The organism is Halolamina pelagica (genome assembly GCF_900115675.1).
Classification (GTDB): Archaea; Halobacteriota; Halobacteria; order Halobacteriales; family Haloferacaceae; genus Halolamina; species Halolamina pelagica.
Map to the genome: position 1 here is coordinate 1 of NZ_FOXI01000009.1, position 22,607 is coordinate 22,607.

24 protein-coding genes are annotated in these 22,607 nt (G+C 50.9%); 10 read left to right on the forward strand and 14 right to left on the reverse strand.

Annotated features, from left to right (window positions below):
* Together BMZ83_RS11360 and BMZ83_RS11365 are read right to left on the reverse strand one after the other, a co-directional pair.
* On the reverse strand, nucleotides 1-315 hold a 315-nt coding region (locus BMZ83_RS11360), incomplete at its 3' end, for a succinylglutamate desuccinylase/aspartoacylase family protein (protein WP_177191574.1).
* 58 nt (nucleotides 316-373) lie between these two features.
* Nucleotides 374-916: a hypothetical protein gene (locus BMZ83_RS11365; RefSeq protein ID WP_074878737.1), complete on the reverse strand. Its 543-nt coding sequence runs from the start codon at nucleotides 914-916 to the stop codon at nucleotides 374-376.
* A gap of 322 nt (nucleotides 917-1,238) precedes the next feature.
* Between BMZ83_RS11365 and BMZ83_RS11370 the strand changes: the two genes are divergently transcribed.
* Nucleotides 1,239-2,255: a tyrosine-type recombinase/integrase gene (locus tag BMZ83_RS11370; protein ID WP_074878739.1), complete on the forward strand. Its 1,017-nt coding sequence runs from the start codon at nucleotides 1,239-1,241 to the stop codon at nucleotides 2,253-2,255.
* Nucleotides 2,256-2,701: 446 nt separating this feature from the next.
* Here the strand turns inward: BMZ83_RS11370 and BMZ83_RS11375 are convergent, their stop codons facing one another.
* The 7 genes from BMZ83_RS11375 to BMZ83_RS11400 all read right to left on the reverse strand — a co-directional run bounded on the left by BMZ83_RS11375 (nucleotide 2,702) and on the right by BMZ83_RS11400 (nucleotide 8,928).
* Nucleotides 2,702-2,914 (reverse strand): YgaP-like transmembrane domain, encoded by a 213-nt coding sequence (locus BMZ83_RS11375; RefSeq protein WP_074878740.1) that lies wholly within the window; start codon nucleotides 2,912-2,914, stop codon nucleotides 2,702-2,704.
* Nucleotides 2,915-3,120: 206 nt separating this feature from the next.
* A complete protein-coding gene (locus tag BMZ83_RS11380) occupies nucleotides 3,121-4,278 on the reverse strand; it encodes a type I restriction endonuclease (RefSeq protein ID WP_074878742.1) in 1,158 nt (385 codons plus the stop codon).
* A 67-nt stretch (nucleotides 4,279-4,345) separates the two neighbouring features.
* Entirely contained in the window at nucleotides 4,346-4,777 is a 432-nt protein-coding gene (locus BMZ83_RS11385; protein ID WP_079990168.1) for a TRAM domain-containing protein, read from the reverse strand.
* A gap of 55 nt (nucleotides 4,778-4,832) precedes the next feature.
* On the reverse strand, nucleotides 4,833-4,985 hold the full coding sequence (locus BMZ83_RS16915) for a DUF7837 family putative zinc-binding protein (RefSeq protein ID WP_166623272.1): 153 nt from the start codon (nucleotides 4,983-4,985) through the stop codon (nucleotides 4,833-4,835).
* A 498-nt stretch (nucleotides 4,986-5,483) separates the two neighbouring features.
* Nucleotides 5,484-6,812: a hypothetical protein gene (locus BMZ83_RS16350; RefSeq protein ID WP_143076937.1), complete on the reverse strand. Its 1,329-nt coding sequence runs from the start codon at nucleotides 6,810-6,812 to the stop codon at nucleotides 5,484-5,486.
* Between the two features lie 230 nt (nucleotides 6,813-7,042).
* The gene (locus BMZ83_RS16355) at nucleotides 7,043-8,644 is read right to left on the reverse strand and encodes a DUF4209 domain-containing protein (protein ID WP_143076938.1); all 1,602 of its coding nucleotides are present in this window, start codon (nucleotides 8,642-8,644) and stop codon (nucleotides 7,043-7,045) included.
* 41 nt (nucleotides 8,645-8,685) lie between these two features.
* Nucleotides 8,686-8,928, reverse strand: a complete 243-nt coding sequence (locus tag BMZ83_RS11400; protein ID WP_074878749.1) for a winged helix-turn-helix domain-containing protein — start codon at nucleotides 8,926-8,928, stop codon at nucleotides 8,686-8,688.
* A 189-nt stretch (nucleotides 8,929-9,117) separates the two neighbouring features.
* On the opposite strand from BMZ83_RS11400, the gene BMZ83_RS16360 reads away from it, so the two are divergent.
* From BMZ83_RS16360 to BMZ83_RS11410, 4 genes are all read left to right on the forward strand, one after another.
* Complete coding sequence (locus tag BMZ83_RS16360) at nucleotides 9,118-9,597, forward strand: DUF7344 domain-containing protein (protein WP_143076939.1); 480 nt, start codon at nucleotides 9,118-9,120, stop codon at nucleotides 9,595-9,597.
* Nucleotides 9,598-9,628: 31 nt separating this feature from the next.
* Nucleotides 9,629-10,801, forward strand: a complete 1,173-nt coding sequence (locus tag BMZ83_RS16365) for a CRISPR-associated protein Cas4 (protein ID WP_143076940.1) — start codon at nucleotides 9,629-9,631, stop codon at nucleotides 10,799-10,801.
* A 596-nt stretch (nucleotides 10,802-11,397) separates the two neighbouring features.
* Nucleotides 11,398-11,928: a hypothetical protein gene (locus BMZ83_RS16920; protein ID WP_166623273.1), complete on the forward strand. Its 531-nt coding sequence runs from the start codon at nucleotides 11,398-11,400 to the stop codon at nucleotides 11,926-11,928.
* A complete protein-coding gene (locus tag BMZ83_RS11410) occupies nucleotides 11,921-12,922 on the forward strand; it encodes a tyrosine-type recombinase/integrase (protein ID WP_166623274.1) in 1,002 nt (333 codons plus the stop codon). The genes BMZ83_RS16920 and BMZ83_RS11410 overlap by 8 nt, the downstream gene beginning before the upstream one ends.
* A 48-nt stretch (nucleotides 12,923-12,970) precedes the next feature.
* Here the strand turns inward: BMZ83_RS11410 and BMZ83_RS16370 are convergent, their stop codons facing one another.
* The gene (locus BMZ83_RS16370; protein ID WP_143076941.1) at nucleotides 12,971-13,294 is read right to left on the reverse strand and encodes a hypothetical protein; all 324 of its coding nucleotides are present in this window, start codon (nucleotides 13,292-13,294) and stop codon (nucleotides 12,971-12,973) included.
* 340 nt (nucleotides 13,295-13,634) lie between these two features.
* On the opposite strand from BMZ83_RS16370, the gene BMZ83_RS16375 reads away from it, so the two are divergent.
* Entirely contained in the window at nucleotides 13,635-14,648 is a 1,014-nt protein-coding gene (locus BMZ83_RS16375) for a hypothetical protein (protein WP_143076942.1), read from the forward strand.
* A gap of 5 nt (nucleotides 14,649-14,653) precedes the next feature.
* Nucleotides 14,654-15,037, forward strand: a complete 384-nt coding sequence (locus tag BMZ83_RS11415; RefSeq protein ID WP_074878753.1) for a type II toxin-antitoxin system PemK/MazF family toxin — start codon at nucleotides 14,654-14,656, stop codon at nucleotides 15,035-15,037.
* A gap of 583 nt (nucleotides 15,038-15,620) precedes the next feature.
* Here BMZ83_RS11415 and BMZ83_RS16380 read toward each other — a convergent pair.
* The 4 genes from BMZ83_RS16380 to BMZ83_RS16390 form a co-directional block, all read right to left on the reverse strand.
* Nucleotides 15,621-16,127, reverse strand: coding sequence for a hypothetical protein (locus tag BMZ83_RS16380; protein ID WP_143076943.1), 507 nt, complete (start codon nucleotides 16,125-16,127; stop codon nucleotides 15,621-15,623).
* Nucleotides 16,128-16,547: 420 nt separating this feature from the next.
* Entirely contained in the window at nucleotides 16,548-17,711 is a 1,164-nt protein-coding gene (locus BMZ83_RS11420; RefSeq protein WP_079990169.1) for a tyrosine-type recombinase/integrase, read from the reverse strand.
* 4 nt (nucleotides 17,712-17,715) lie between these two features.
* Complete coding sequence (locus BMZ83_RS16385; protein ID WP_074878757.1) at nucleotides 17,716-18,285, reverse strand: helix-turn-helix domain-containing protein; 570 nt, start codon at nucleotides 18,283-18,285, stop codon at nucleotides 17,716-17,718.
* 414 nt (nucleotides 18,286-18,699) lie between these two features.
* Nucleotides 18,700-19,776 (reverse strand): hypothetical protein, encoded by a 1,077-nt coding sequence (locus BMZ83_RS16390; RefSeq protein WP_143076944.1) that lies wholly within the window; start codon nucleotides 19,774-19,776, stop codon nucleotides 18,700-18,702.
* 311 nt (nucleotides 19,777-20,087) lie between these two features.
* Between BMZ83_RS16390 and BMZ83_RS11430 the strand changes: the two genes are divergently transcribed.
* From BMZ83_RS11430 to BMZ83_RS11440, 3 genes are all read left to right on the forward strand, one after another.
* Nucleotides 20,088-20,876: a tyrosine-type recombinase/integrase gene (locus tag BMZ83_RS11430; protein WP_074878759.1), complete on the forward strand. Its 789-nt coding sequence runs from the start codon at nucleotides 20,088-20,090 to the stop codon at nucleotides 20,874-20,876.
* A complete protein-coding gene (locus BMZ83_RS11435) occupies nucleotides 20,877-22,001 on the forward strand; it encodes a tyrosine-type recombinase/integrase (RefSeq protein ID WP_074878761.1) in 1,125 nt (374 codons plus the stop codon).
* A 355-nt stretch (nucleotides 22,002-22,356) separates the two neighbouring features.
* On the forward strand, nucleotides 22,357-22,584 hold the full coding sequence (locus BMZ83_RS11440) for a hypothetical protein (protein WP_074878762.1): 228 nt from the start codon (nucleotides 22,357-22,359) through the stop codon (nucleotides 22,582-22,584).
* The last annotated feature ends 23 nt before the right edge of the window (nucleotides 22,585-22,607 follow it).

Genomic DNA, 22,607 nt, shown 5'->3' on the forward strand with positions numbered 1-22,607 from the left:
CTCGTCGCCGGGCCAGCAGCGGTTCATGTTCGCGTTCACCGAGTCCAGCGGCTCCGGCGCGGTGTAGGAGACGCGGTCGAACGTGATCGGGTCGGCCACGGGGACGGCGACCAGCGTGCCCGAGAAGTCGTCCCGTCGAGCGAGGAGTTCGGCGTGGAGTCGCCGGAGCACCTCGCTCCCGTTGATCTCGCGACCGTGCTGGGCCGCCTGCACGTACAGCGTCGGCCCGTCGCCGTCGCCGTACGTGTGGATCGTTGTCTCCAGTTCGACGCCCGAGGGGAGTCGGGCCAACGTGATACGCTCCGCGTCGTGCATACCGTGGAAGTCGTTCGCAGGGGACTTTGCACCTCCGGTCGAGGCAGTACTGAATCGGTCAGGTCGGCGTGTGCGCTTCGATATCGGCCACGATCTCGTCCAGCGCGCGGATCAGGTCCCGCTCCCGCGGGCCGTCCGCCCACGTCCGGCCGTACGTCGACGTGCGGTTCTCGAAGGTCACGCCGACCAGCAGGTCCGGGTCGGGATCGCTGTCGGCGACGCCCTCGTTCTCGAACGTCTGCTTGAAGGCGTCGCTGGTCTCCCAGTCGAGCCACGTCGGTTCGGCGTCGTCGCCGAGCAGGCCGATCGCGCGGTCGGCGGCGAGCCACTCGGCCGCCTGCTCGGCGTCGACGCCCGTGTCCCCGGGCAGGAGCAGGAGGTCGGCGTTGTTCCGCCCGCTCACGGTCGGCACCTCGTCGGGCAGCGAGAGGTCGACGCCGTCGGCGACGTAGGTGGGCGTTTGGTGGAGTTCGTCGAACTGGAGGTCCTCGGGCGTGCTGTCGTCGGTGCCCGGGAGACTCGAACAGCCGGCGACGGCAGTCGTGAGTCCGGCGGCTGTGGCGGCGAGGAGTCGTCGACGGGGGAGGGAGTTCGGTGACACGGCTGGGCGTTCGTGGCGGACTGGTAAAGTCGTCACTCAGAGATAAAGAGGCGTTTGAGTATGGGACGGCTCAACAACGGGTCCCTCGCGGAAGGATGGGCCCTGGCGGATTTGAACCTCAGTCGTTCCGCTTCGCTTCACTCCCTGGTTCAAATCGCCAGGCGACAGCCTCGGCTCCTCACTGTCGTTCGGAGCACTCGGATGGGCCCTGGCGGGGACAATCCAGAACCTTCGGGACTGTCAGCCATACGTTCCACGTCAATACAGGCTCTCACGAGCCTGCTTAGATCACCCGCTATTCGCGGCTTCAGGGTAACAACCCATGTCAGACGGCCTCGAACCCCTCGATCCGCGAACCGCGAAGGAAATGTATCTCGACGACCGTCGCCACGAAGTCGCTTCGGCGACGCTCCAGTCCCACCACTACCGACTCAAACAATTCGTCGAATGGTGCGAAGACCAGGGTATCGAAAATCTCAACGAGTTCTCCGGACGCGACATCCATCGTTTCCGCGTGAAACGGAGGGACGAGGACGGCGTTGCGACCGCGACGATGAAGGGTCAACTGGCCACCCTTCGAAAGTTCCTCCGGTTCTGCGCCAGTATCGATGGTGTCGAACAAGGCCTCGATGAGAAAATCATCCTCCCGACAACTACAGCTGATGATGCCCGTGAGGTGATGTTAGAGCCGGAACGGGCTCAGAAAGTGTTAGAGCACCTTGACCAGTACCGGTACGCGACACTTGAACACGCACTTCTGACTGTGCTCTGGCATACTGGGCTTAGAATTGGAGCAGCAATCGGACTCGATATCGGCGACTACAGTGCGGAAGAACAGTACATTGAGTTGGTTCACCGACCCGACGAAGGAACGTCACTCAAGAATCGATCTAACGGTGAACGATTGGTCGCGCTCAATAATAGGGTGTGCACCGTTCTTGATGATTGGCTGGAGGTGAACCATCCTGGTGTCGTTGATGATCATGGGCGTGACCCATTGTTCGCTACAAACCGTGATCGGTTGAGTCGGAATCGTGGACGGACAATCGCCTATCAGTATTCACGCCCCTGCGTGTATGACGGTACTTGCCCTCACGACCGGGATATGGATACCTGTGACTCATTACCTACATCGCAGGCTCATTCGTGCCCGTCTTCACTGAGTCCCCATCCGATTCGGCGCGGATCTATCACGTATCACCTGCAGCAGGATACACCGAAACCTGTCGTCGGTTCCCGAATGGATCTAGGTTTGGATGTGCTGGACCGACATTACGACGAACGAACGAAAGAGGAGAAACTACGTCAACGCCGCCAGTATTTGCCAGATGATGAGTAGTTAGGATGGTGCCCTATCTGGCCGACTAATGTTTTCGTTCACCTCGTGGAGGGAGTCATTGCGATCCTCGGATCACCTTCTTATCGATTAAGATCCAATGGCATTGACCGTCCAGCGTACAACTCTCGGCAGATACGGCTGACTCTTACCTTCCAGCACCCAGTGAGAGTGCCGCGAGTACATCGTGAGCGCGGTCGTTACCGCACAAGTGGTTGAGGTTCCATTGTTTGAAGTGTACTATGCGGCTTCGAGCGGGTGGTCGTTTCACGAATCTGCGACTGGGATGATGGTGACTACTCACCAATCTTAATATCGGTGTCACACGCAGGACATGACACGAATCCAGCGGTTTCTTCTAAATCGGCTTTCTCGCCACTCCACCCACACGCTGGGCATAGCACAGGATTGGTCACTGTGCAAGCAATTGTAACACAGAGACACTAATGCTATTCGTCGCTCGTGGTGTCAATACCGAGTGTCTTGTTCACACCACAGAAACACGTCACGGCGTTGAACCCGAATCCAAGCGCCCCAACGAAAGCAAGCAGGCCAGTCTTGCGCTTCCCTTTTCGGAGCGTACTAACTGCGACAACGGCCAACAGGGCGGCGAGTAGTGTACGGACGAGTCGGTCGCGGCCACCTACGTTCTTTTCAGCCATATCTGAGTAGTGGGATGCGCTGGGCTTGTGTCTTTCTTCGTTCCTGCTGTGTTGAATAGCGTCCTCTGAGCCACGGCGAAGTGACACCGATCTTGAGACCACTAGCATCAGACCTTGACAAGCCGACTCAAATTTCGGCCGTTCCGGTCAGCACCGCTATTCAACACGGCAGCTGATTCGGCAACAGAACCATTCCGAAAAGAGGGTTAGAACATATCGTCGGTCGTCTCTGCCGACCGAAGCGCTCCGAGTGTGGTATAACGAAGTCCCTGCGGATACTTCGACTCATACGGAACCGGGTCTTCCAACTCGTACAGGCTCTCCGGCTCGAAGCGAATAACCATCTTGTCCTCCGCGATTTTCGCGCCATCGGCGTACTCTTCGATTGGGCGAGATAATTCAGCCTCTTCAGTCGGAACAACGTCGTCCACCTTAGCGAAGTATTTGACCCGACGCACGTCGCCGGTCACGTACATCGCAACGTAGTCAAACTCGCTTCCAACCCGAACGAATCCCCACGCGTTGTTCTCCTTGAGAAACGGTAGACCCGACTCCTTCGTCGGGAACACCGCTACCTTCGCGTCATCGTTGCCGTCAATCTCTGCCCGTCGGATTGTCCCGACGATATGATTTCCTGTTGGCTCAATACCACCACTACCGCCACCAACCGGTTCATCAGCACCTCCGCCGTCGGCATCGATTTCCGAGTCTATGTCTTCCACGAGCCGGTCTATCATTTCTTTTGCCTGTGTTTCTGCCAGTGACGAGATAGAGTTTGAAACCTCGTCAGCCAGCGTGTTCGAGAGTTCGACTGCTAAGTCGTCCTTGTCCGCCTTGAGGGTTCGGCGGGCTTCACGGAGATCATTAATTCTACCGAGTATCTTCCCTGATTCGCCCGACTTGATAGCGTCCTTCTCGTAGGCTTTCAGAACGGCGAGACGGTTGGGGAGGTCTTCGAGGTTTACGTCACCGACCAGCTGGACGTCTACGTTCGAGGCGTCTACACGACGCTGAAAGAAGCGATACTGCTTGCCGTTCGACAGGATACCATAGTTTACGTTCCGATTCATCATATACGACGACAACTGTTCCTCGTGGTCGTGTGTGAGGGAGGTATCCGCGCCCTTCGCTTCGAGAAATGCGACGGGCGTTCCGTCAAGAACCAGCGCGTAATCGACCTTGTACGTCTGCCCGAACGCCTCGACAGAGTACTCAAGTTGAGTGTTCTGAGGAATCTGCCAGTCGAGAAATTCTAAGAAGTCGCGCAGGACAGCCGCCTTCGTGTTGGCCTCGTCCATCTGCGGCGAAGAGTCAAGAACCGCCTCAGATTGTTCGACATACTTCCTAACAGCGTCCCTATCCATGTTATTCTGTCACGTCATAGCGGCGCTTTATCAAACCCTGCGACTGAATCCCGCGTAAGGGTGTCCTCTACTCGTAGTAGTTGAAGCGCTTGATGACCTCGCCAAAGGCAACGTTCTGTCGCACATCGGTGATCTCGACGGTGACACGCTCGCCCTGTTGGGTGTCGGGGATGATCACGACGAAACCGCGCTCGACACGCGTGATACCGTCGCCCTGTTCCCCTATATCTTCGATTTCGACGGTTCGCTGTTCGCCTTCCTCGACGGGTGGCGTCTGCGGCGACTGAGGCGACTGTGCCGCTTGCTCGGGCTGTGAATCGGCGTCAGTATCGTCGGATTCCTCGGTCGTGGGTGACGGAACAACGGCTACACGGTACGTCTCGCCCTGCTGAAGGTCGCCCAGTTGAATCTCTTGCTTGGGGACTTCGACAACGTAGGAATCGTCCCGCTTTTCGACGGTAGCAGAAAACAGACAGCGGAGTTGTTCTGAAATCTTCATTGTAGACGGTATACCGAATGGATGACGAAGAACACTTGACTCTACTGTTTTTCCCCTACTCCGGGGCCACTACGCTCTCACACGCCGGACACTCAGCCCACACGCCGCTGGTTCCGTCGTCCTTTTCGTATTCAACCAGTAGCCACGCTTCAGAGATACGCTCGCTGCAGTCCGGACACCGGCCGAGTGACGATTCGTCGGCGTTCATACAAGAGGGGAGTGGAAGGAGCGTGTCACAGGTTCCTTCCGTTGGAATCTCTGTCCCCCTCTAACGTAAGTTTTCGGTAGTATTGTCTCTTGAACGCACTGGTTTCCATCAAAATGAGTCGTGCGCCAGGGTTAATGTGTCCCGCTAGTTGGAAGAGAGACAATGGGTGTCCGCACAGTCCTCACTCGGTTACTGCCCGGTGACAATACGGAAGTAGTGTGGGAGTGCCGCCAGTGTGGGACGAATCTTTCGCCGGGCGCTGACGAATGTCCGGACTGTGGGTCCGACGAGATAGGCCGTTATCGGATTTCAGAATAGTTGGCTCTATTGAACTCCTATTTGTCATATACTATCTCCTGTGAAACAGCCGGTAAGTATGATTGCCGACCTACCACTGCAGATTCTGCCAGATATCGTTTATGTTGAGGGGAGAGTGCTGAATAGACTGCGCGTATTGGACATTTCTATCCGGTGATGGGCACTAGCCTTATACAGAATCTACAAGTAGCCAGACTGAATCAACAAGGAAATCGCACTTGACACAGCAATCACTAAAGTGAGAATGCCACCTATCCACTGTAATTTCTTTGCTGCCTCATTCTGGGACTTAATCTTATTCTGAAGATCGACCGTTTCTATGGTAGAGCTCAATTCGATATCAGACCTAACTAACGTAATAGCATCGTCGTATTTCTCAATCAGATCCTCATATTCCTCTTCAGCGTAAGTCTCGATCTCGATTGCGTTATCAACCAATTGGGCTATAAAACCGGAACGCTCCCCGAACGGTTTGGACTTCTCAAAAGAGTGCTTTATGTTATCAACTTGCCTCGATACTCGTCTCCAGTTCTTCTTTATATCTTGACGATTACTCTGAAAGTTCTTCACGATACCATATTGGTCTTTATAACCGTCAGAATTGTCTGATAATTCTTCATACTCGGGGTCCTCTTGTGCATGGAACTTGTAATATCCATAGAGAGACCATAGCAACTTCTCAAAAATCATTGATAAGTTGCTGTATCCTCGACGAGTATACATGGAACCGGTAGGATCACCATCCCTACTATAACGACTATCTGCTCCTTCTTGATAGAAGTTCACGAGTATACTTTTGAATCTAAAACTGCCTACAGAACTTGTAAAGTTTCTACGACCAGGGAAAACATATCTTTCCTTGTCACCGTACTGCATCAACTCCTCGTTCAGATTAGAGACATGAATATCGTCTATGCCATACCAGAAGAGGTCCTCCTCACTCATGAAGTCCTCAAACGAGTTCAGAGTCGAATCCGAGAAATCGAACGACCAAAAGGTTGGGTGATGCATAGACGTTCTTCCAGAACTCCAAGATTCTCTGTTCTTTGTGAATATGCCAACTCCAAGATCATCTGCTATCAGATTGCTGAGTGCCTCAGAAATCTCTTGCATCAAAACCTCACCCGCAGACTGATACTGATGGCCTATATAATCAATATCATCTTCACGCTTCTCTTGAAGCCTCTCAGCGAATCCATCTTGGTCAACAACCCCGTAAACAACACACCGGACTAACTCATTCGTAGATGAGTGCCCTCGAAGATAAACCGCTTCTAGGACTTCATCCAGGAGACCATCAACGGAGATCTCATGACAAGTCGTACCCACGGTAGTCGTAACCCGTTGGTGAGTCTCTGTGTCAGTTCCTGGTAGATCTTCTCTGGGATTAACCGCTATCTCATTGAACTTTTCGACAAACTCATCCTCCTCCCTCTTCTGTATTGCTTCTATTACCCCGATAGCTTCCAGTACTTCAGGATAATCCACCGGAGGCGTGCTATCTGACATAGGTTAACGTTTGAGACGATGCATAAATATCTTGGAAGTCGCTGTCTCTTTGGAGAAGCAGACTCTCCTTCCCCTACTGAATAGACCCTCTATACTCAGCAGCCCATTTGTGAATAGTTCGGATAGAGAAATCGACGGTTCGGTAACTGCTTGCCCTGTATTGAGCACAGCCTCTGAGAACGGTCACTTATTGAGAGCTCAATAAGGCCTAGGATTGAAAAAGAGCGGTTTTATTCGTAAAACGTCTCAATTCTTTGGATTGAACGGAAAATATCGAAAAGACAGATGGACGTATGGTGGACATTCGCCATACCGTACCGAAGTTGCCCATGTGAGATACGGTTTCGAAGATTCATTCCTGCAGGGTCTACGTACCGATAGTTCAGATATGCGAGGAAGTTCTCATCTACAACGCCGCTCATTTCACGGATTAAACCGCCGAGAGCCCGCTGCTCGCTTTCTTCATTCTCAACGTTCGTTACAGGGACACCATTATGTTCCAGCGTTCTCGCAATTACCCCTTCAAGACGTGCAACACCGATATGGAGTGCCTCAGCGTAGCGGTGAGAAAAGAAAGCGATCACAAAGTCGGTGAGGAACGCTTGATCATGAGCAGTTAGCCAGTGTGCATCCTCAATCAAGCGATAGAAATGGTGCTCTCTGAGTATATCCCGTGTGACCAGCCGAAATAGCACAGAACCAAGGATAGCACTAGTGTGCTGTTCCATTGCGCTGTAATTTGCTGGTTGAGTATCGAACTCCTCACGGGGGTTGCGAACAGCGACGGTGTCTCCCTCAGGTGAGATAGTACTGCGCGTCACGATTTCACTAATCATGGACCCCTCTGCGATATCTCTGGACGTCTCCAAATCAGGTATGAACACTTCCTGACTAAGAGCTAATTTGAATGCAGAGCACGGATCACGTTTGTTTACCCACTGCTCGTACGTCTCAACCATCGACTCAACGCCTTCTTCTAGTTCTTCCAGCTCCTCGTCGCTTGGTTCATGGGTGATTTCCTGCATTTCCTCCTCAATGGCGGTTCGATTTGCTTCACGTACCTCCCGTTTCCATCTTGCAACTCGTTGATCATCGACGAACTCTTCGCACCTTTCAATCGCGTTTGAGAGAACCGACGCACGAACCATGTTGCTTCGCCTCCCTTTCTGTTCTGCCTCTGCCTCGAATGAGTCCGCGATTGCTTTTTGCTCTGCTGTGATGTCCAGCCCTAGATGCGATTTTAACTCAATCAGCTCCTCCAACAGTTCACGCTCATTACTGTAGTCTTCCCGTTGTTTTGCGTGATCTATTCGTTCGTTCAGATAGTCGATGGCTCGTTCCAGAGTGGCTTCAGTTCCAGCATACCGATGCGCTTGCAGGGTGTCGAAAAGACGGCCGACATCCCCAAGGTTGACATTCCGACTAGTGTATTCCGATTCCAGAAATGAAATTGATTTTTCGAGCCACTGTTCTAGGTTGTCATCGTGGTTGAGTTCTCCGTATAGGGTGATGAGTTCTGAAAGGCAGAGAGTAGCAATGCTGTTCCATTCGTTCTCACGTGCATTTTCGAACGCGACTGGGAACTGCTGAATTGCAGGCTTCGCCCCTTCCTCGTATGCGTCGTCAGTAGATAACCTCCAATATGCGTAGGAGTGGACGGCTTTGAATACCGGGGCTGCTGATGGGTCACCAAGACGGTCTTCGACGGTTTCCACTCCGTCTATTCTCTCGTCTTTGATTTGAGAAAGGAGGTTGTCAAGTGCTATTCGTAAATGGTGCTCTTGTTCGGCATCATTCTGCGCTCGCTCTAAACTTTCAAGAAGACGGGTCATTCAACTGCCCTCCAGCTGCACTTCCATGTACAGAAATGGAGTCACTCGTTTGAAAATCGTTGTTTGAGCGCTTGGTCGGACCACCAAACAGCCCCGGTTTCACCGACCTTCTTCTTCTGTATAGTACCTGATTCCGCAAGATCCTCTAATCGCTGGTAGGTTCCACGTCGTCCCATATCGATGGCCTCAGCTACATCACGGGTGGTAAGTACAGGGTCGGGAGATTGTTGGAAGACATCGAGAATTTCCTCATCAGATACAGTCGGTTTCCGGCCAGCCGCCATTACCGGTGAGAGATTTTACGCAGGGAAAGTCATTCGCTCGTTCGAAGGTATTAATTCCTGCAAAGGAATTAAATGGTGCTAGTGTGACCTTGTGGGTGTGAAAGGTGCACCCACAGGACCGATCGGTAACTCACAGACAGTCACCACTAGTAGGAAATCAACCAGCTGTAGGGAAGCACGAAACGTGAAATGTTCGACCCCACTCACATCTCGAAGAACACTGACGAAACCGCCTCAACAATCCACCATACCTTGCGCGCTTCAAGACGCCGGTATACGATCTTCCTATTAATCCATTATCACCCTCAATTACGGGTTGCACCTGACCAGACGGAGTTCTCGAATGGGGGCACCTGCTCACTTTCGGTTCGAGAACTCGCACGTGAGATAGCGAGTCTCGAAGAAGGAATCTCAAAAGACCAAGCAACCGGGGAAAAATATCGTAACGTCTATAATTCGCTTATACAGACACACCTCCCGAAATTAGCCGAGGTAGGTGCCCTGAACTACAATTCAACGAGCAAGACCGTCAAGCCAGACGAAAACCTCGTCGCGCTGGCCATGGCAGCATCAATCAGCTGCACCGTCAGTGAACTCATATTCTATTCTTCAATCGTTGACCAATCCGACCACGAGGAAGCGATACTCGACGGCACAATCGACGATTGATGATAACCCTCGAAGGCAATATGCCACCAGAATGGACTCAGAGAACAACGAGTTTGTCCTACTCACGAACAAGGGCGAGACGACCCAAACCGGTCCCGGAGATGCCGTCGAAGCCTCTCCCGAGGTTGATGAAGCGATCAGAAATCTCGACCCGGATACGTTCAAGAATTGGTGGCAGGAACGCCAAGTTGCCGGGAACATCCGTAATGGACAACCGTATTTTAACGGAGCAAGCCCAGTCCCGCCCGCTCATCGGCACAGTCCGAACAAATTGCTACGATGCAGCCGGCAGGTGTACTACAGCCAGGAAAACGCGCCAGAAGAGTCGGACGACCCGTCCGGGATTTTCTGGGCTGGCTCCAGGTTCGAAGAAGATGTCATCGTTCCGTTCCTCGAACAAGAGGTTATCACTGCAGACCAGTACGTTACGAACTCGATTTGGATCGATTTCTCCGTATCAACCGACGTTGGAGACCTCCGGATAAAGGGCGCAACTGATCCTGTAATCGTCACTCCTGACTATGACCCAGTGCTCCTCACGGAGATCAAGACAAAACGGTCTCTAGACGGCGTCGAACAACCGAATAAACACCACAAAGCCCAGGCGCACGCGTACATGCAGGGCCTTTCCGAGAAGTTCGAAGAAGAGGTTCGAGAAGCTGTCCTCCTCTATGGCAGTCGAACCACCTTCGACATCACACCGTTCTATATCCAGTTTGACCCGGAGTTTTGGCGAGAGACAGTAGTTGAATGGGCGGCACAGCACACTTCGTACCGAATGAACAATACGCTCCCGCCAGCAAATCCAGAATACGCATGGGAGTGTGAATTCTGTAGCTACGCGGAGCGCTGTGGGATGGGAGAACGAGAATTCGAAGACGAAGGAGCAACCGGGCTACTACCGCTGTTCACCGAGTACCCGCGTGAGAAAGTCACCGAATACCTCGACACCCACAGTAACGCAAAACTCACCCCAGCCCTGGCATATGCGTTCTCCGACTTAGCAGAAGAGCACGCAGTGCATGACTGGTCCTGCCGAGGATGCGGAGAGACGTACGAATGGCAGTCAATCGAATGGCGTCCCTCGAACACCCGCCCACCCCACTGTCCCTCATGTGAGAAACAAGGTGAGCGTAGATTCTTATCGGGCCCTCAACCGGTGGATCAGCAACCACTCACAGGAGGTGCTGCCGATGGCACGTGATTGGATCCAAGTCGATACTCTCCGAGAAACTTGGATCTTCCTGATCATTCAATCCCGAGACCAAGCCCATTCTGCACAACCAAGTGAACCAAAGGCTCCGGTATACTGGGAGTTCGGAGTAGGGAACGCTGATCAAATCATCACTACAGAGGCTGAACGACTCGACAGTGGCCAAATCGAGTCAAACACAGAACTAATCGAAGATCTCGAAGAAGCACTAGAACCCTACCGCTACCAAGAAACGATTCTGATCACCCCCACCAGCAGGATGCTTACTACTCTTCGACGAGAGTTGTGCTCAAACGGAAGTACTACCGCGAGCCTCCGAGGGTTTCGGCATCTCTCATTAGAACACCAGCTCGTAGAGTACCTTGATGCCGAATTACGAGACTACGAACTCTCACGAGAGGACTGGACAGCACCCCGGTTTACCGAGACAAACTCCCCTGAAGTCGTGAGCACAGGAACAATCCAAGAATTCTGGGAGATCTGGACGGACATATTCCGACTCCTCCCTGCAAATGAACTCGCGGGGGAAGCAGTATGACTTCCCAACAATCAGCTAAGCAGCAGTCCCAGTGGCGAGGGGAAATGTGATGGTAGATGATTCAGAGTCTACCTTCACCCGTCGGAAGTTTACCATCACAGAGACATTAGACGAGACTCTTGCTAAACTCGCCCAACAGCACTACCAGGGCAATATCAGCTTGTGTATTCGTGCTGCGATCGAAGACCACCGGAAGACACTGAACGGAACCGGGGATGCACAAACGATGAGAGGTATTCAGAAAGATCTGGAGCGGTTGGCAGACCGGCAGGACTCACTCTCAGCGGCCATCGACGAACTTGACTTATCTGATGCAGATTCTAGAGAAGTAGCGAAACCCCACCGAGACCCGAGTGATGGGGGGACTTCATACGCCTGCAATGTAGCTCGGGATGCGATTCGAGAGGCAGAAAGACCAGTCCGGATAGAAGATTTACAGGAACGGCTCGAACTGCCACTCTCAGAACTGCAACCAGCACTTGGAACACTACTTGATAGAGGGACCATCGTTCGAACAGATGAACACCCGTCTCGGTTCCAATTGGCCGGGTATCATCGGACACAGGGTAAGTATGAGTAGTGACCAGCAGGATTCGGAGTCGTACAGAGTCGCGGACGAGTATGCGCGGGAGTACCTCAGTCGAAACGAAGGGGTGACTCTCGCTTCATCATCTGTCGAGACGTATGATGGGCATCTGACGGAGTACGTTTCATTTCTCGATCAGCGTGACCGAACGGTAGTTAATGCGGAGTTCCAAGATGTCCTCGACTATCTCGACTGGTGTGTTCGGCGCGGAAACCGGAAAAGCACCCTCAGTTCAAAACTCGCCACAATCGGTGAGCTCTACAGGTACATCCGCCTTCGAACGGATGTTGGAGATGAGCTAGGGTTGGATCCGATTCGGTTCCAAGAGATCGACCTGAATCAATTCAATACACCGCCGCCAATCGAACGGGACGCCCTTTCTCGGGATGAAATTCGGCGGTTGTTCGACGCGTTTGATAGTTTCCGAAACCGTCTGATGGCGATCGTAGGTGTTGAGACTGGGCTACGGAATTCCGACATCCGGAATCTCCGTCTTGAGGATATCGATGAGAACACCATTCACGTTCGAAACCCGAAGAACTCGAAGCCCTACGACGTCCCCATTAGTAACGAACTCGCGTTCGAAATCCAGCACTGGAACCGTCACCACCGTCCTGGCTATTCCGCTGCAGCAGAAAGTCCGTATCTATTTCCAAGTCAGTGTGGGGAACGCTTAGAAGCAAACGGGAGTTTGAACTCGATTATCCGTACTGCTGCAGAACGAGCTGGGATTCAGGAAGTAATCGGGGAGTCCCAAGTTCGAAAGCAGGAGGGAGATGGCAAGGAGGTTGAGTGTCGAGAATGGCATCGGGTTACTGTTCATACTCTTCGTCATTCCTTCGTGACGCTGCTAAAGGACGCGGGGGTGAATCTGAATTATCGGATGTTGGTCGCCAACCATGCCGATTCAGACACTACTCGTGGATATACTCACGGAGAGAATGAGGCGTTCAGTCTGATTCGGAGCCGTTTCGATCCACCACGGTGATTCGGTTGGAATTTATCACTGGTTGAGGATTTCAACAGGGTCTCTTGTTTAGAAGTTCGATTTCTCGAACTGGAGCCAAACAGAATATTTGGATTCACTAGCTTCCAAGTCCGAATAGAGAACGGGGTCGTCTTCAGTGATGTCACTCGCACGAGCCTGACAACGAACCTTATAGCCAGCCTCTCGAAATTCTTTTTCTATGTAGCTTTCGACGGCGTTTTCGACCCATGACCTAACCTGCTTAATCTCATCTGGTAGATCACTCTCATCAACAGTCACTTCAACCTCTGCGACCCCCGAAAGATCAGCACTATCAACTCTTATCCCATCTACTCTTTCAACAATACTCTCTACCGCTGTGTCTTGAGACATGATTCCCATAATCAAATGAAACACCCCTATTTAAACATCTGCCCTGAGAACGTCGCTTATCTTTCTCTCCTTTCGGGTTGTATGGAATAGTTCGAATACGGTATCGACTGGTAAGTACAGGGGACTCACTTACCGGCGTAAAGTTCAATTGGGACATCTTTGTAGGAACTAATAATTCGACCTCGATAACATCGGCTTGGTTTTCCCTAGCCTATCAGTCTGAAGTAGAGAAGCTCAAGCTCCAAACAACGTAAAACGGGTTGCCCGTCATCTAGGACACAATCCTCTCGTACTGCACGGAAAGATTTTACACCTGGGGAAAGAATTATCGTTAGCAACCATGCTCACTCCAGGGGATGAGGATGACCTCCTCAAGGATATTGAGGAGGGAATTCAGATCGCCATGGATTGGGAGGGATATTCTTCCGATTCTATTGACCCAATCAAGGTCAATAAGTTAGCGCATTTTGCGATTCAAGATTTGGGTGTTCCTGTTACTTACGGGTGGTACAAATACGGACCAGCTCCTGTATTTGATACCAGTACTGCACGGATTGAGGCGACTCCAGAATCTGAAATTAAAGCATCGGAAGAGTCACGTCTCCCTGATCCAGGTGATGAACTTTACAGCCCCGAGGAGTACGCTTATTATTTCACTAGAGACTGTACTCACTTCGATAGAATTCTCCAGACCCCGACCAAAGAGTATCTGATCGAGTTCTATGAAGATCATGCGCCCTCTCCCTATGGAAGTTTGTATAAACAGAGTGTTCAGGTGCAGGTCATTCTTGATAATATTAAGGAAGATAACCAATGGCATGCAGAGGCTGAGGACTATTCCAAATCATTGAGTCACGAACTTACTGAATTACATAGAGAGTTGCTCAAAGTTGAGGCACTAAGTGAGGTGTTCAATACGTATAGTGAATACTCAAAACTCCTCAAACGAGTTATCGCAGAAGCTTCAGATAAAAACGACCTGACGCCAGTTCAAGAACGGTTTATTAAAAAAGTCGTTAATTTGTTCTACTCTGATGTCTGGAAGTATGCTGCCCTGTTGATTTCGAAGAATACTGTTCATCTCTCCCCTGGCAAAAATGATGACAAACTGTTGAACGCAATCGATGGAAATCTTCAAACGCTCCGGGGAGACATTGATGACGAAATCAATAGTTTGAGGGGGCAAGCAGTGGCAAGAAATCTCTATACGGAGTACTCAAGAGATGGCCCAGATGACGGTCCACAGAGAGAGAAATGCGAAACCACTAATCAAAATGTAGAACCTTGGACAAAAGCTACTGCTGATTCGATCACGACAAAACTAGCCGTGAGAACTGATGAAGTTGATAGATAGGGTCTATGCCAACGGTATCTAGAGGGGACGTAGTTTGGGTAACTTTTCCAGATCCAGAAGATATTCCCGACGAAGAATTTGAAAATCCTCATCCAGCTATCATAGTTCAGAACGATACCCGGAATCATAGACACGATACAACCATCGTAGCTCCGTTAAGCACAAGTCAGTCATCAGAAGAAGAATTTGCAGACGTAGCAATTTCCTCAACAAGTGAAGAGGTTGACGACGACTCCATAGCAAAGCTCGGACTACTTAGTGCTGTTTCAGTCCCGGGAAGAATCATGGACCAAAGCGAGGACCCCAATGTTTGGAAGATGGGGGAACTCTCTGCCAGTAAGATGAGTGAGATAGAAGCACGTCTAGAGGTTCTATTAGGTATTGCTTGATAGTACATTCTAACCTGATAATTATTCAATAAGATATTTCGATCATCTCGGAGAGGGATTTTGGAATACTCTATTTTACTGCCAGGATATATACTATATCTCTCTTACAGCTACTGTAGCATTTTTCGGCTGATAGATAATCTGGCGATTTGGTCACAGGAGTTACTCACAGATATTTCAACAAGACAAGTACCGAAATATTATAATCTCAATATTACCCAAACTCAGGAATTTAGGCGCGAGAAACTGGCAGAACTGAACGATGGTCATTGAATGACCACCTCACCCCTTGAAAGCAGGGTTTCTAGGCCTGAGATGCCCATTTAGTGACCACTATTACACCCTAATGCTCCTCAATAATCCATGAGCCTCTCCTGAGTACGGGGTTTACCTACCTGTTCTTCTGAGATCCATTTGATCGGGAATACGGGGTAACTGGACAGCGCTAACTACAGACGAACTTCTTTTCGCCTCGGGCGCACTTCGCGCACCGCTCGGCGAAAACCCGTTCATGCGCCTCTGTTGAAATCCTATTGGTTAGACACCATCTGCTGTGAAACACCCGGTAAGTGGGGTTGCGCACCTAACACGAATCACTCATACGAGGAATGATTTCTTCGCGTTCTTCTTTCTGAAGAATGGCTTTGATATAGACAGGATACTCATCCTCTGTATCCGGTGAATCGCTTGCAGAAGTGACGATAATTGAGCTCGGCGCGACCTTTTTCAGAAGGTCATATGAGGGGGAAGGAAATTCAATATCCGCATTGTCAATCGACGGTACAATTGTCCGGGTGGTTACTAATATCCCCGAATCGTACGGTTGGATAGGGATTTTCTCAACGATACAGTCTGTTCGGTTTGAAACAGTCCTTCTCAATTCCTGCTCTATATCGTCCAGAGAAGTGTTTCCCATAGAGACTTCAATTAGACTACCCTCTGTTTGAGTCGGGCCAATCGTCCTTACTGGATTTGATTCGGTAGGAGGGCCTGTCGAAGAAGATGGGGTATCTCCAAGGCAACCTCCTATTGAGACTACAACGAGAGCAGGGAACTTCTGAATGGCTGACCGGCGGCCCATCGAATCCATATTCCAATTTATAAATCGAACGGAATAAATGAAAGGGTGTTCCTGACTTATACTCCGTTGTGATTCAGTAAACGGTTGCTCTGTACTTAGCGATTTGACTCCGACCTCTTGGCCGACAGACGCTCCGTCTTCAGTAGCACTTGAAAACTATCAGCAGCTTAGGATTTCAACAGAGCCGTTCATGCCAAATGCCGACGGCGAAGCCGAAGGCTGAGCAGTCGGTGAATCGCGTTCACTACCGGGTCCTTCGGACCGCTGGTTCGCGCGAATGTTCGATTCGCTCAAACCTCTATACAACAGATTTACCAAAGTTTGTGTCTGAAAAATGGGGTTTAAACAGCGCCACCAAATCCCTACTAGTCAATAAAACCTGCTAAGAGCTATATAAATTTTAAATAGGATACCAAAATATATCTAGTATCACACGTCCGGGCTTGGGAACGCACTCGACATACCCTCTTTTATATCACTATTGTTTCCGAAATAATATTTTTGTGTCGTCTCCATAGAATCATGACACAAGACGAGACTTATATCTTTCAATTCATATCCTTCTTCAGCCAACAAGTTCGAAAAGGTGTGACGAAGGGTATGTGCGGTAACTCGGTGAAATCGTTTCTCAGGACCTATCCCGAGGATTTCCTGCTGCCGCTCCGTTAATGGCATCGTCCCAACTACTTCTTGGATTCCAGCTCGTTCAGCAGCTCTCTTGATAATCGCATTGAACTGTGTACCACTCAATGCCCCTCCCTGTTCACTCGGGAACAAGTATTTACTGTCCTCTGCATCGGGAAGGGAAGGTCGTTCGACGGACCTCCAGTGTCGCAATCGGAGGGCCAAGTCTTCACTCAATGGAAGGGTATATCGACCTCCGCTCTTCGTATTCTTCAGTTCAATTTCCCGCCCTTCTATGTCGATATCATCCAGCTCGATTGTCCGAAGGTCCTCACTTCGGGGACCTAACTCAATACCCGCTTGTACCAGTAGCCGATTTCTGAATGTCTTGAGTTCCTTAAATAGTCGTTTGGCTTCCTCTTTGTCAAGCGGCTCTCGTTCCATTTCTGGCGGAGTTTGAAATGACGAGGGGGTTATTTCCTCTCTGACAACTTCCCAACGAACTTCAGGTTCCACGTGACGGTAGAGTTCTATGTGTTTCATCACCCCAGTAATCACAGTCCGATAAATCTCGATCGTTGATTCCGAACGACCGGAACGAGCGAGCTTTTTCATAAATCTACCCACATCTTTCATAGTCGCATTTTGAAGAAGTGTTTCGTGCTCGTGGAGATGTTCTATGAAATAGCGGAGTCGGCTCGAATATGTTTTCGCAGTACTCTCTTTGAATTTCGCATTAGTATTGTCTCGTAAGTAGTCAATGGCATGTCCGCAACCTGGGTCGTAGAGATCTGCTTCGTCCATAAGATCTTGCCAATCCTTGTCGTTCTCTTCTGCCCAGCACGGACAGGTATCGAAATCGGATTCAGGGGTACTGGTTTCTGAACCGGAAGTATCCTTATCCGTGGTGGAAGGTGGTGATTCTTCGCTGTTCGTGAAGTCGTCGAGTGTCGTTGTAGCGTCTGTCATTTACCTAATCAGGGGTGTTGATGTCGTAACGGTGTTGGTCGTCGGTGTCGATACTGGTGACGAGCCCTTCATCCACGAGAGATTGGATTGCTTGATGAACATCTGTCACCGACTCATCGCAGACTTCTGCGAGTTCTTGAACTGGCAGTTCGCCCTTGTCCAATAATGCTGAGTAGACGGTGTTTCGGACAGCATCAGACACGTCCGTATCACGTGCCTTCACCGAGTTCTGAACAGCAGGATTCGCAGACCCAGTAGAAGCACCACCGAGCTGGCTATTCCCAGGGTTCATGCTTGAAATGTCGTCCAACCGGTCTTCGAGGGACTGAACCTGGGATGTGAGCTGTTCGATCCGGGAAAGAAGCTGTTCAGTAACTGTGTCACCGTCTTCGGATACAGATTTGTTGAGGTGCTCAATTGCAGCGCGTAGCGCCTCACTTCGAGACGCATACCGGTCTTCTGCCAGTCGATCCAGCAGGTTGTCGTGTCGCGGCGTGATGGTGAAGTTCGGCCTCACCATCTCTGTTGACTGATTGGACCTATCGTGTCTTGCGGCCACGATGATCACCTCCATTCACCTTGCAGGTATGATTCGATCCATCATACCGACGCACGCAGCCGTGGTTATTGCTCGGACGTAGTTCGCTGCCGGTTTGCCTAGAGAACTGTTCCTTTACCGTGGTGTTCACGCGGCTCGGCTTCGGGCGCTCTCGAAGCACTTGACCCGCGGAACGTTGCTGCTTTGGTTCGATTACCACACTTGAGAGATGGGGTTGGAACACCAACCACGCTGGCAAATCTGACAGAGATATCAAAACCTTCCGCTAGTAAGAAATTCATTCAGACGAGGTGTAGACGATCGAATATAATAATTGGGATTCTGATGCTAAGAACCCATACAGAGTCTGTGAATACCGTATTCAGGACTTGGGTAGGGAATACGATTCGCTACGAAGCGTGCTCTAATAGGAGGTATAGCTAATGCCTCTCAAAATCCGGTTATCTCATTCTCTACAACTCGAATCACTTGGTCCTGGGTCTCTTCCACCCATTTCTTCACATTGCGGAGGGAACGGCTAGTTTCATCCTTAAATACTTCATTTGGATCCACGTCGAGAGAACGAGTCCGGGCCACTAACACAGTCGAATCTTCCTCAATTAAGTCACGCCAATTCGCAGTAAAACTGAATGCTGCTTCAATACGATCTTTTGACTGAACGATTTCTCGGAGTACTTCCGGATCATCTTGGATTTGTACCCCGTGGCCTAGTTTCGCAGACGAACCCGACCACATAGGCTCATCCGAAGTTAAGAGGTAATATAAATCAATACCTTCGAAATCTAAACCCTGAGTTAGTACACTAGTATGATTCTGTGAAGGTTTCCCGAGAGAATCATGTCTTCCAATGACGTGTGTCCATAACCTGTCGTGACATTCGTAATCTAAGCGATCACGATGAGTGCCCCAATCGTTCCATAAGGCACAATCTCCATGTTGTCGTAGCCAGGATGCCATCTCAGTCAGCTGCCACTCCTTCTCTGTTTCAAAGAGCCTGAAAAAACAAGACTGATCAAGCGCTTTTTTGACACAGTTATTCCAGAGGCTCTCGGGTGATGAGTACGAATCAGGGTCTGCGCCCCACGCAACCAATTTTAGCCTCCCTGCACTATCGCTCTCATTATCAAACAAGAACTTGAATACTGAGTTAACCGCTTGACGCCGCTGTTGAAGGGCTTCTCCCCTCCCTGGCAACTCTAGCGAATCTACTACTTCGACGTCAATTGATTCGAGGTCTGCCTCTGTCGATGACCATGTTCGCTTTACGCCGATTCGACTGTGCCACCACAACCGAACACGATTCTGGGCCGTAATCATCCGCGACCCAACTCGATCGTCCTCGCTCAAAGTTTCGAGTCTGGAGCGAACTTGGCGTTCTCCAATGGGAATCTTCTCGGCGAGTTCGCTCGTTTTCAGAACCGGCACATCGGCATCATCAAAGAGTTCTAATAACTCAGAATCAGATACGGTCGGTTCTCTTCCTCCTGCAGCTGAATCTTCTCCCATCGCCAATTGCTGGAACCAATCACTAATTAATCATGACGGTCTCCTCATCACATCCCTCACTAACAGATTGGCACCAATTGGGAGGAGATCAACTAGGAACATTCTCACAACCGGAATGTTTTGATATCTAACTCAGTTTTGCAAGCGGGGTTGATGATAGCCTCTCTACACTAAGACGCGATGCGATACCAGAATAAAGCCGAACAGTCTCCCACCGTCTGGGAGGTAAACAATCGGAGTACCGAGCAACAGTCACGCGGCGACCTACGCGCGCACGGACGTACCAATAGAGAAGGGGAGGTGCTGAAATAATGGAAGACGCAGTCGAGCAGTATCTTGATTCCATCTCGCGCACGTTTACCGAGGCCACAGTCAGGTCGCACAAAACAACTCTACAAGCCTTCCGGCAGTATTGCGAGAACCACGGCCTGACTGAGGAGAAGCTAACACCCGAACAAGCTGCTAAGTTCCACCTCACTACTGCGGATTCAAAAGCATCCTCAACGGTCCAAGGTGAGATAGCAATCTTGGGCCGCTTCCTATCCGGAGCCTGGAACACTACGCCTGAAATCGCCACCGCTCAAATCAAAACCGCGGTTAAACGGGAAGGTACGAACGGAGATCATGATTCGAATCAAGGACCAAACCTCGCAGTAGTCCAGAACCCCAACTACGACCACAAACAGGTAGAGGAATTCATAACGAGACTGCGGCGCTGTGAATTCGGAAACCGGGCGCACGTCCTTGTCGAGCTACTGCTTGAAACCCATGGAAGAATTTACCAAATTCAGCAGCTCAATCTGAACGACTTAGACCGGGTAGCCGGAACCATCGCGCTAAAACTGCGAGGGACCCCCAGCAGTCAAACCGATACCAGAACCGAAAATCTCTCCGAGGAGACTCTCACAGCGCTTTCAACCTATATAGATCACGAGCGTGATCCTATCGATAGTACCCCAGAACCGTTGTTGACGACGCATGCAGGGCGTGCTACGACCGATACCCTCCGGCGATCGATAAAGCGGGCGAGTAAATCACACGGTCAGGATAGTATTGTAACTCCGATTGACATCCGGCGGTTCGCGCTCTCACGAGAATAAATGTCGGAGGCGTTGGCGGAGGCATTGGCTGAAATCGACGATCCGGGAACGATCAGTCAACTCCTTCACGAACTTGACGTGGGGGAGGATGACTTTGATTCCGTTCCTGACCAGCGTACGCTCAAAGAGTTATTCGAGCGGTACCTCCTCCGCCGACGCGATCGGAGCCCATCAACGATTTCCCAGTACAAACGCACGATTCCAGAGTTCATTGACTTCGCCGACGAGAAGGGCGTCAAGTATCCAGCCGAATTATCTGAAAGTCTCATCGACGCTTTCGTCGATGAGTTATTTACCAGGTACGAGGCTGCTGCTACGATTATTACCTACACGAAGAATGTTCGCGTATGGTTGAACTGGCTCAACAAGCGGGATCTTTGTCCGGCTAATTTACGCGACCTGCTCGACAAGGAAGAACTTGGACTGTCACCGAATGCGCGTGATGAGGCCCTGCCCGAATCAGAGGCCATGCATATCATTCAGAAGCACCGGGCACAACGATACGGGACAGCACAGCACGCGTTAATCGAGTTACTCTACAATTCCGGTCTACGGATTGGGGAGGTTCATTCACTCGATGTTGGGGATCTGCTTTCGGCGAGCAATGATTTACATGTCCGACACAGGCCAGACGAGGGGACACGGCTCAAAAATGGGGCAAGTAGTCACGGCTCCCATAGCGATGGTGAGCGGAATATTACACTCAAGCCGACAGTCGTGGATGCACTGGAAGAGTACATCGCAACAGACAGGGTAGATGTGACGGGAGATTTTGGCCGGGAACCTTTGTTCAGCACACAGCATGGGCGGGCTTCACGTTCAACCCTCCGAAGATGGACGTACCAAGCGACGAGCTGCCGGTGGGCCAACGAAGATGCGACAGAGGTTACGTGCGATGGATCCTGTGATCCCGATTCTGACGTCTGCCCGTATTCGTATTATCCTCATGCGGTCCGTCGAGGGTCGATTGTTAATCATTTGAACGGAGACTTGCCTCACGGGAAAGCAAGCGAACGGTTCGACGTCTCAATCCCTATTATAAAACGACATTATGATCCGCGGGTGAAGGAAACCCGGAAACAAGAACGAGCGGATGCCGTGCAGAATGCTTGGTCCGATTTCTGAAAAGACCTGCTGACCAATTCGTAGTCTCTCATGCTACAGAATTAGTATGGGTCGGCGACTCTCCATACCGCAAACCTAGCCGCGGAATCAACAGCGGTGCGCCAACCAGGGGAAATAACGGGGATCGTGGGAGAGGGGAACACTCTCACAGGGGAGGGGCCCACCACAGCCCCAAGCCCGTGGTAGGGATCGAACCTACCTCCGTCCTGACGGGGTTACACCTACCGATTGTTCAGGGAGCCACTTAGTTGTTAGGGAACCCAAATGTCTGATAAGCACAGTTGCTTACCCAATTTGTTAACCCGTAGTTATGCAAAACCAAGGTTGAAACACCATGCCAACACAGCCAATAACGATGGAGAGCGCCGCCGACCTGAACGACACCGATCACGCCATCATCGACCTCCTTAGCGAGGGTCGTGAAACGACTGGTTCTCTCTCTGATAAGTTGGACAAGAGCCCGAACTACATCCGCGATCGGCTGCAGCTGATGCGGCTAAACGGGTGGGTTCGCTACTACCACGAACCGACCGCCCTACACGAACTTGTGAGAGATCCTCGCAACGACTCCGACAACAAATGAACGTCTTACTAAACAGTCGATTC

What these genes read in the sequence shown, in the direction of transcription:
- BMZ83_RS16350 (WP_143076937.1), bottom strand. Translation starts at nt 6,812, where the DNA reads ATGTCAGATAGCACGCCTCCGGTGGATTATCCTGAAGTACTGGAAGCT.
- BMZ83_RS11420 (WP_079990169.1), bottom strand. Translation starts at nt 17,711, where the DNA reads ATGACAGACGCTACAACGACACTCGACGACTTCACGAACAGCGAAGAA.
- BMZ83_RS11375 (WP_074878740.1), bottom strand. Translation starts at nt 2,914, where the DNA reads ATGGCTGAAAAGAACGTAGGTGGCCGCGACCGACTCGTCCGTACACTA.
- BMZ83_RS11435 (WP_074878761.1), top strand. Translation starts at nt 20,877, where the DNA reads ATGTCGGAGGCGTTGGCGGAGGCATTGGCTGAAATCGACGATCCGGGA.
- BMZ83_RS16920 (WP_166623273.1), top strand. Translation starts at nt 11,398, where the DNA reads ATGGTAGATGATTCAGAGTCTACCTTCACCCGTCGGAAGTTTACCATC.
- BMZ83_RS16365 (WP_143076940.1), top strand. Translation starts at nt 9,629, where the DNA reads ATGGACTCAGAGAACAACGAGTTTGTCCTACTCACGAACAAGGGCGAG.
- BMZ83_RS16355 (WP_143076938.1), bottom strand. Translation starts at nt 8,644, where the DNA reads ATGACCCGTCTTCTTGAAAGTTTAGAGCGAGCGCAGAATGATGCCGAA.
- BMZ83_RS16915 (WP_166623272.1), bottom strand. Translation starts at nt 4,985, where the DNA reads ATGAACGCCGACGAATCGTCACTCGGCCGGTGTCCGGACTGCAGCGAG.
- BMZ83_RS11400 (WP_074878749.1), bottom strand. Translation starts at nt 8,928, where the DNA reads ATGGCGGCTGGCCGGAAACCGACTGTATCTGATGAGGAAATTCTCGAT.
- BMZ83_RS16360 (WP_143076939.1), top strand. Translation starts at nt 9,118, where the DNA reads ATGTTCGACCCCACTCACATCTCGAAGAACACTGACGAAACCGCCTCA.
- BMZ83_RS16390 (WP_143076944.1), bottom strand. Translation starts at nt 19,776, where the DNA reads ATGGGAGAAGATTCAGCTGCAGGAGGAAGAGAACCGACCGTATCTGAT.
- BMZ83_RS11370 (WP_074878739.1), top strand. Translation starts at nt 1,239, where the DNA reads ATGTCAGACGGCCTCGAACCCCTCGATCCGCGAACCGCGAAGGAAATG.
- BMZ83_RS16385 (WP_074878757.1), bottom strand. Translation starts at nt 18,285, where the DNA reads ATGGAGGTGATCATCGTGGCCGCAAGACACGATAGGTCCAATCAGTCA.
- BMZ83_RS11415 (WP_074878753.1), top strand. Translation starts at nt 14,654, where the DNA reads ATGCCAACGGTATCTAGAGGGGACGTAGTTTGGGTAACTTTTCCAGAT.
- BMZ83_RS11430 (WP_074878759.1), top strand. Translation starts at nt 20,088, where the DNA reads ATGGAAGACGCAGTCGAGCAGTATCTTGATTCCATCTCGCGCACGTTT.
- BMZ83_RS11440 (WP_074878762.1), top strand. Translation starts at nt 22,357, where the DNA reads ATGGAGAGCGCCGCCGACCTGAACGACACCGATCACGCCATCATCGAC.
- BMZ83_RS11380 (WP_074878742.1), bottom strand. Translation starts at nt 4,278, where the DNA reads ATGGATAGGGACGCTGTTAGGAAGTATGTCGAACAATCTGAGGCGGTT.
- BMZ83_RS16370 (WP_143076941.1), bottom strand. Translation starts at nt 13,294, where the DNA reads ATGTCTCAAGACACAGCGGTAGAGAGTATTGTTGAAAGAGTAGATGGG.
- BMZ83_RS11385 (WP_079990168.1), bottom strand. Translation starts at nt 4,777, where the DNA reads ATGAAGATTTCAGAACAACTCCGCTGTCTGTTTTCTGCTACCGTCGAA.
- BMZ83_RS16380 (WP_143076943.1), bottom strand. Translation starts at nt 16,127, where the DNA reads ATGGATTCGATGGGCCGCCGGTCAGCCATTCAGAAGTTCCCTGCTCTC.
- BMZ83_RS11410 (WP_166623274.1), top strand. Translation starts at nt 11,921, where the DNA reads ATGAGTAGTGACCAGCAGGATTCGGAGTCGTACAGAGTCGCGGACGAG.
- BMZ83_RS16375 (WP_143076942.1), top strand. Translation starts at nt 13,635, where the DNA reads ATGCTCACTCCAGGGGATGAGGATGACCTCCTCAAGGATATTGAGGAG.